Raw genomic sequence first — 7455 nt, 5'->3', positions numbered from 1 at the left:
CTTCTCGGGCGGCATGATCGTCTACGGCACGCAGCTCGCGGCGACGGTCTGGAACACGACGATCCCGAACATCGGGATCTCCGGCGCCTTCAACTACGGCGCGCTGATCTGGGGCGGGGTGCTGATGCTGCTCTTCTCGGTCGAGCGCATCCTGCGGCGCCTCGCGGGGCTGCCGACCGCCCGTTTCGGCGAAGCCGCCGTGGCACAGGATTGACCCGGCATGGAAGCCTACGTCCTCTTCGGCACCTTCACCTTCCTGCTCCTGATCGGCACGCCGGTGGCTTTCTGCCTCGGCGCGGCGGCCTTCGCCACGATCCTCTACCTCGGCCTGCCGCCGGTGGTGGTGTTCCAGCAGCTCAATTCCGGCATGTCGGTCTTCGCGCTGATGGCGATCCCCTTCTTCATCTACGCGGGCGAGCTGATGGTGCGGGGCGACATTGCCCGGCGGCTCGTGGCGCTGGCGGGGGCGGCCGTGGGCCACCTGCGCGGCGGCCTCGGGCAGGTCAACATCTCGGCCTCGGTGCTCTTCGGCGGCATCTCGGGCTCGGCGGCGGCCGATGCCTCGGCGATCGGCGGGCTGATGATCCCGCAGATGGAGGAGCGCGGCTACGACAAGGACTACGCCGTCAACGTCACGGTCGTGTCCTCGATCATCGCGCTGATGCTGCCGCCATCGCACAACCTCATCATCTACTCGATCGCGGCGGGCGGGCGCATCTCCATCGCCGACCTCTTCACGGCCGGCATCCTGCCCGGCCTCCTCCTCGCGGCCGCGCTGATGATCACCGCATGGCTGGTGGCCCGCAGACGCGGCTATCCGACCGAGCGCTTCCCCGGCATGGCGGCGCTGGGCTGGATCCTGCTCAACGCGGTTCCGGGCCTGATCCTCGTCGCGATCATATTCGGCGGGGTGCGTTCGGGCGTGTTCACGGCCTCCGAAAGCTCGTGCATCGCGGTGGTCTACGCGCTCCTCGTGACGCTCGTGGCCTATCGCACGCTCGGCTGGGCACAGTTCGTCGCCGCGACGCTGGGCGCGGTGAGGACCGCCTCCATGGTGCTGCTCGTGATCGGCTGCGCGGCCTCCTTCGGGTGGCTCCTGGCCTACATGCGCATTCCGGCCTCGCTCGCCGCCGCGATGACCGAGCTGTCGTCGAACCCCCTGGTGATCCTGCTGATCCTCAACGTGGTCCTGCTGCTCCTCGGCACCTTCATGGACATGTCGCCGCTGATCGCCATCACGACGCCGATCTTCCTGCCGGTGGCGACCGCCGTGGGCGTCGATCCGGTGCATTTCGGGATCATCATGGTCCTGAATCTCGGCATCGGGCTCTGCACCCCGCCGGTGGGGGCGGTCCTGTTCGTGGGCTGCGCCGTCGGCAAGGTCCCGGTTGGCAGGGTCATCCGCACGATCTGGCCCTTCTACCTCGCCGCCATCGCGACACTGCTCCTCGTCACCTACGTGCCGGCGCTGTCGCTCTGGCTGCCGTCGCTGTTCTGAGGGGACGCAGACCCATGCCGATCGTCGAACGCTATCCGCTTGCCTATCCCGCGCCCGGGATCACCCGCCAGGTCCTGTGCGACAGCGCGGGGTTGATGATGGTCGCCTTCGCCTTCGAGGCGGGCGCGACCGGCGAACGACACAGTCACCCGAACGTCCAGTCCACCTATGTCGAAAGCGGCCGCTTCCGGTTCGAGATCGGGCGCGAAAGCCTCGAGGTCGGCCCGGGCGACAGCTTCGTCATCCCCTCCGGGGTCGAGCATGGCTGCACCTGCCTCGCCGCGGGCCGGCTGATCGACTGCTTCACCCCGCGCCGTCCCGATTTCCTGTAAGGAGCCGTCATGCTGACCGTAGAGACCCGTCAAGCCGTCCATCCCGAACATGCCCGCACCCTCGGCACCGGCGATCTGCGCCGCCATTTCCTCGGCCGGGGCCTGTTCGCGGACGGCGAGATCCGGCTGATCTACACGCACTACGACCGCTTCACGCTGGGCGGCGCGGTCCCGAACGGCGCCGAGCTCGTGCTGGGCCAGGTGGCCGAGACGCGGACCGAGACCTTCCTCGAGCGGCGCGAGATGGGCATCGTGAACATCGGCGCCACCGGAACGGTCGGGGCCGCCGGCCAGGTCTGGACGCTCGAGACGGGCGACGTGCTCTACCTCGGCAAGGGCTCGGGGCCCGTGACCTTCGGCGGAGCGGGGCGGTTCTACATCACCTCCGCGCCCGCCCATGCCGCGCTGCCCTGCCGCCTCGTCCGCATCACCGAGGCCAAGCGGGTCGAACTGGGCGCGACGGAAACCTCGAACAAGCGCGTGATCTACCAGTTCATCCACCCCCTCGTGATGGAGAGCTGCCAGCTCGTCCTCGGCTATACGCAGCTTCTGGAGGGGTCGGTCTGGAACACGATGCCCGCCCATGTCCACGACCGCAGGATGGAGGCCTATCTCTATTGGGGCATGGAGCCCGAGGCGCGGGTGATCCACTTCATGGGCGAGCCGCAGGAGACGCGCCACCTCGTCGTCGCCAACGAGGAGGCCGCGATCTCGCCGCCCTGGTCGATCCATTCGGGCGCGGGGATCGGGGCCTATACCTTCATCTGGGCGATGGCGGGGGACAACGTCGACTACACGGACATGGAGTTCGTGCAGCCGGGAGAACTCCTGTGAACCCGTTTTCGCTCGAAGGCCGCCGGGCGCTGGTGACGGGCGCCAACACCGGCATCGGGCGCGCCATCGCGCAGGCGCTCGCCGGTCAGGGCGCGCAGGTGACCTGCGCGGGCCGAACGCCCGCCGACGAGACCGTCGCCGCGATCCGCGCCAGCGGCGGCGCGGCCGAAACGATGTCGCTCGACCTCTCCGATCCGATGGCGGCGCGGGACGTCTTCGAGGGGCAGGGCTATTCCATCCTGGTGAACAACGCGGGCACGATCCGCCGCGGCGACGCCCTCGACTTCACGCAAGCCGACTGGGACGCTGTCATGGACGTGAACCTCAAGGCGGTGTTCTTCACCGCGCAGGCCTTCGCGCGGGCGGCGCTCGCCTCGGGGCACACGCCGGCGGCGGTGGTCAGCATCGCCTCCCTCCTCTCGTTCCAGGGCGGCATCCGGGTCGCGTCCTACACCGCGGCCAAGCACGGCGTGGCGGGCGTGACGAAGATCCTCGCCAACGAATGGGCGGAGAAGGGCATCACCGTGAACGCGGTCGCGCCCGGCTACATCAAGACCAACAACACCGCCGCGCTCCAGGCCGACCCCGAGCGGTCCCGCGCCATCCTCGAGCGCATCCCGATGGGGCGCTGGGGGCAGCCCGAGGACATCGGCGGCACGGTGGCCTTCCTCTGCTCGCCCGCCGCGCGCTATGTCACGGGGGCGGTCATCAACGTCGATGGAGGATGGCTTGCCCGCTGACGCGCGCCTGTCCCGCAGCGCGCCCGCGCCGAAGGTCGGGATCGTCCACCTCGGCCCCGGCGCCTTCTTCCGTGCCTTCAACGCCATCTGGACCGAGGAGGCGATGGAGGCCGAAGGCGGCGACTGGGGGATCTGCGCCGTCTCGCTGAACAGCGCGGGCGTGCGCGACCGGCTCGCGCCGCAGGGCTGCGCCTACACCTCCGTCACGCTCGCGCCGGAGGGGCCCGGGTATCGCGTCATCGGTTCGATCGCCCGTGTCCTCGTGGCGCCCGAGGACCCGTCGGCCGTCCTCGACGCGATGACGGCGCCCGAGGTGCGCATCCTGTCCATGACCGTCACCGAGAAGGGCTATTGCCACGAGCCCGCGACGGGGCGTCTGCGGCGCGACCATCCGGGCATCCGCGCGGACCTCGCGAACCCCGGCGCGCCCGTCACCGTGCCCGGCTTCGTCGTCGAGGCGCTGGCGCGGCGGCGGGCAGCGGGGACTGCGCCCTTCACCGTGCTCTGCTGCGACAACCTTCCCCACAACGGGCGGACGGTGCGCGGCGTGATCCTCGACATGGCGCGTGCGCGCGACGCCGACCTCGCCGAATGGATCGCGGCCGAGGTCCGCTTCCCCTCCACCATGGTCGACCGGATCACGCCCGCCACGACGCCCGGGGACGTGGCCGCACTGGCCGCCGCGCAGGGTTATCGCGACGAGGCCTGCGTGGTCCACGAGCCGTTCCGCCAGTGGGTGATCGAGGACGACTTCACCGACGGCGCCCGCCCTGCCTGGGAAGCGGCGGGCGTGCAGTTCGCGCGCGACGTGGCCCCGTTCGAGACGATGAAGCTCCGCTGCCTCAACGGCGCGCATTCGGCGCTGGCCTATCTCGGCTACCTCTCTGGGCACGAGACCATCGCCGACACGGTGGCGGATGACGCCTTCGCCGACTTCTGCCGGCATCTCTGGACGCACGAGATCATCCCCGCCGTGCCGCAGCCCGAGGGCGTCGACCTTGCCGCCTATTGCGCGGCGCTGCTCGAGCGGTTCCGCAATCCAGCGATCCGGCACCGGACGTGGCAGATCGCCATGGACGGCAGCCAGAAGCTGCCCCAGCGCCTTCTCGGCACGCTGGCCGACGGTCTCGCGGCGGGGCGGGCGGTGCCGGGGCTCCTGCTCGCCGTGGCGGCCTGGATGCGCTACGCGGGCGGCACCGACGAAGCCGGCGCGCCCATCGACGTGCGCGACCCGCTGGCCGGGCGGCTGCGCGCGGCCTGGGACGGGGCGGAGGACGCGGAGGGCCGTGTCGCAGCCTTCCTCGCCATCGAGGATGTCTTTCCGCGCGCCTTGGCCGCCGATCCGGACTTGCGGGCGGGGCTTTCCGCGGCATTGGATGGCATCTGCCGGCACGGGGCGCACGCGATGGTGCGCCGCCTGGCCGGGACCACCTGACGGAGCCGGACACGCCCATGCCAGACCCGATCCTCCTGCATCCATCCGACGACGTGGTGATCCTGACCGCGAAGGAGGGCGGCGTGCCCGCGGGCCACAAGCTCGCGCGGCACGCACTGGCGCAGGGCCGGCCGATCCGCAAGTTCGGGCAGATCATCGGCTACGCGACGCAGGACATCGACGCGGGCGAGCACGTCCACAGCCACAATTGCGCGATCGGCGCGCATGACCGGGACTACGCAGCGGGCACCGATCTCGAGGCGGCGCGCGCCGCGATCCCCGAGGCCGCGCCCGCGACGTTCCGCGGCTATCGCCGGGCCGACGGCCGCGTCGGCACGCGCAACTACATCGCGCTCTGCGCGACGGTGAACTGCTCGGCCACGGTGATCCGGCAGGCGGCCGAGCAGATCCGGGCAAGCGGCATCCTCGACGCCTATCCCAACGTCGATGGCGTCTTCGCGCTGGCGCACGGCACCGGCTGCGGCATGGCCGCCGAGGGGCCGGGCTGGGACAACCTCCAGCGCGTGCTCTGGGGATACGCCACGCACCCGAACGTGGGCGCGGCGGTCTTCGTCGGCCTCGGCTGCGAGGTGATGCAGGTCGCGCGGATGAAGGCGGCCTTCTCCGGGACGGGGCAGGAGCGCTTCCACGGGCTGACGATCCAGGACACTGGCGGCACCCGCGCCACCATCGCCGCGATCCGCGAACGGGTGGAGGCGCTGCTGCCCGAGGTGAATGCCGTCGAGCGCAGCGACTGCCCCGCCTCGGAGCTGACCGTCGCCCTGCAATGCGGCGGCTCGGATGGATATTCCGGCATCACCGCGAACCCCGCGCTGGGCGTGGCGGCCGACCTGCTCGTGGGGCAGGGCGGCGCGGTGATCCTGTCCGAGACGCCCGAGATCTACGGGGCCGAGCAGCTCCTGATCCGCCGCGCCGCGAGCCCGGAGGTGGCCGGGAAGCTCCTCGCGCGCATCCGCTGGTGGGAGGGCTACACCGCGATGCACGGCGGCTCGATGGACAACAACCCCTCGCCCGGGAACAAGGCGGGCGGGCTCACGACGATCCTCGAGAAGTCGCTCGGCGCCGCGGCCAAGGGCGGCTCGACGCCGCTCGCCGACGTGGTCGGCTATGCCGAGCAGGTGGCCGCGCGCGGCCTGATCTTCATGGACACGCCCGGCTACGATCCGGTCTCCGTCACCGGCCAGATCGCGGGCGGCGCGCAGGTGGTGGTCTTCACCACGGGGCGCGGCTCGGCCTTCGGGTCGAAGCCCGCGCCGACGATCAAGCTCGCCACCAACGACCGGCTCTTCACCTCCATGCCCGAGGACATGGACCTCAACTGCGGCGACATCGTCAGCGAAGGCACCAGCCTCGCCCGGAAGGGCGCCGAGATCCTGGCCGAGATCCTCGCCGTCGCCTCGGGCAAGCCCACGCGGAGCGAGGCGCTCGGCCTCGGCGACCACGAGATCGTGCCCTGGCAGGTCGGTGCCGTCATGTAGCCGGAGGCGGGGGCGGGTCGCCGTCCATGCCGCCGCGCCTGAGCCGGTAGCTCGACGGGCTCGACCCGATGTAGCGCTTGAACATCCGGCTGAAGAAGTACGGGTCGGAATAGCCGAGTTCCGCCGCCACGCGCTTGACCGGATGGCCCTGGCCGAGGCGGCTGACGGCGAACTCCATGCGTTTGAGCTCGCGGTATTTCTGCGGCGTCATCCCGATCCGGTCGCGGAAGGCGCGGCGGAAGTAGTCGGGATTGAAGCTGACCGAGCGCATCGCCTCCTCGACGCCAGAACCCACCGGGTCGGCGGCCAGGCGCGAGGCCACGAACATGATCTGCATCGACAGAAGGTCCTGGCTCTGCGGTCCCTCGGGCACCGCCTCGCGCCAGCCGAGGAAGGCGTCCTCCAGATACATGAGCAGGATCACCATGAACTGGTGGTGCTGCGTGAGCGTCGCCATGGCGCCGCTCGGCGTCGCCCGGTAGTGCGACACGAGCGGTTCCAGGACAGGCCAGTTCGACAGGCGGACGTGCCGCCTGAGCCGCATCTGCCCCAGCACGTCCTCCCGCCCGAAGAGGTCGAGCGAGAAGTGCTGGGCGATCCCCGTGTAGGTGGCGTCATCCCCCGCGTGATGCCCCCGGAAACGGGTATAGGCGGGGATCAGCATCGCCTCGCCGGGCGACAGGGCGATGTCCTCGTCCTCGATCCGGTAGCGCCCGCCACCGGCCAGGCAAACGACGAGATCATGGACAGGGTTCACCTTGTCGATCTTCCAGGTCGGCCCGTGGGACATGGCGATCGGCGGACGCGCGAGCCGCAGGCTCAACGCCTGGGTCGGAAGCATGGAGACAAGAGTATGTTCGGAAATATCCATCTTTTTGTTAGGAACGGTTCATTTTCACGCGCATGCCCGGAGCATAGCCTGAGGCCCAGTTCAAGAACACCGGCAAAAAGCCGGGAAAACCGACGAAGGGAGGTTCGTATTCGGTGCGGCACGCACGTGCCGGGCAAATCTGCCTGTGCCGAATGCGATACAAACATGACGCAAACCGAACATCAGCCCATCCCGGTCAGGATCGCCTATGTCGGCGGCGGCTCGCTCAACTGGGCGCCGGTGCTG

General features: G+C 70.1%; 8 protein-coding genes and 1 pseudogene. 8 read left to right on the top strand and 1 reads right to left on the bottom strand.

Annotated features, from left to right (window positions below; all coding sequences use genetic code 11):
* The 7 genes and pseudogenes from ACTS11_RS19160 to ACTS11_RS19130 form a co-directional block, all read left to right on the top strand.
* Positions 1 to 214, top strand: a pseudogene (locus ACTS11_RS19160) (TRAP transporter small permease); the annotation flags it as partial.
* A 6-nt stretch (positions 215 to 220) separates the two neighbouring features.
* Positions 221 to 1498 (top strand): TRAP transporter large permease, encoded by a 1278-nt coding sequence (locus tag ACTS11_RS19155; protein WP_442641888.1) that lies wholly within the window; start codon positions 221 to 223, stop codon positions 1496 to 1498.
* A 14-nt stretch (positions 1499 to 1512) separates the two neighbouring features.
* Positions 1513 to 1830 carry a cupin domain-containing protein gene (locus ACTS11_RS19150; RefSeq protein WP_442641887.1) on the top strand — a complete coding sequence of 106 codons (318 nt, stop codon included), beginning with the start codon at positions 1513 to 1515 and terminating at the stop codon, positions 1828 to 1830.
* Between the two features lie 9 nt (positions 1831 to 1839).
* Entirely contained in the window at positions 1840 to 2664 is an 825-nt protein-coding gene (kduI, locus tag ACTS11_RS19145; RefSeq protein WP_442641886.1) for a 5-dehydro-4-deoxy-D-glucuronate isomerase, read from the top strand.
* Entirely contained in the window at positions 2661 to 3404 is a 744-nt protein-coding gene (locus ACTS11_RS19140) for an SDR family oxidoreductase (RefSeq protein ID WP_442641885.1), read from the top strand. The genes kduI and ACTS11_RS19140 overlap by 4 nt, the downstream gene beginning before the upstream one ends.
* Complete coding sequence (locus tag ACTS11_RS19135; protein WP_442641884.1) at positions 3394 to 4839, top strand: mannitol dehydrogenase family protein; 1446 nt, start codon at positions 3394 to 3396, stop codon at positions 4837 to 4839. Before ACTS11_RS19140 ends, ACTS11_RS19135 begins: the two co-directional genes overlap by 11 nt.
* Before the next feature lie 17 nt (positions 4840 to 4856).
* Positions 4857 to 6338, top strand: a complete 1482-nt coding sequence (locus ACTS11_RS19130; RefSeq protein WP_442641883.1) for a UxaA family hydrolase — start codon at positions 4857 to 4859, stop codon at positions 6336 to 6338.
* Here ACTS11_RS19130 and ACTS11_RS19125 read toward each other — a convergent pair.
* Entirely contained in the window at positions 6331 to 7179 is an 849-nt protein-coding gene (locus ACTS11_RS19125) for a helix-turn-helix domain-containing protein (RefSeq protein WP_442641882.1), read from the bottom strand. The two genes, ACTS11_RS19130 and ACTS11_RS19125, sit on opposite strands and share 8 nt — an antisense overlap.
* A 12-nt stretch (positions 7180 to 7191) precedes the next feature.
* Here ACTS11_RS19125 and ACTS11_RS19120 point away from each other — a divergent pair.
* On the top strand, positions 7192 to 7455 hold a 264-nt coding region (locus ACTS11_RS19120), incomplete at its 3' end, for a hypothetical protein (RefSeq protein WP_442641881.1).

This window comes from Roseicyclus sp. (assembly GCF_052168335.1).
Lineage (GTDB): Bacteria > Pseudomonadota > Alphaproteobacteria > Rhodobacterales > Rhodobacteraceae > Roseibacterium.
This window is presented reverse-complemented; position numbering and strand designations above follow the sequence as displayed.

What these genes read in the sequence shown, in the direction of transcription:
- ACTS11_RS19155 (WP_442641888.1), top strand. Translation starts at nt 221, where the DNA reads ATGGAAGCCTACGTCCTCTTCGGCACCTTCACCTTCCTGCTCCTGATC.
- ACTS11_RS19150 (WP_442641887.1), top strand. Translation starts at nt 1,513, where the DNA reads ATGCCGATCGTCGAACGCTATCCGCTTGCCTATCCCGCGCCCGGGATC.
- kduI (WP_442641886.1), top strand. Translation starts at nt 1,840, where the DNA reads ATGCTGACCGTAGAGACCCGTCAAGCCGTCCATCCCGAACATGCCCGC.
- ACTS11_RS19130 (WP_442641883.1), top strand. Translation starts at nt 4,857, where the DNA reads ATGCCAGACCCGATCCTCCTGCATCCATCCGACGACGTGGTGATCCTG.
- ACTS11_RS19125 (WP_442641882.1), bottom strand. Translation starts at nt 7,179, where the DNA reads ATGCTTCCGACCCAGGCGTTGAGCCTGCGGCTCGCGCGTCCGCCGATC.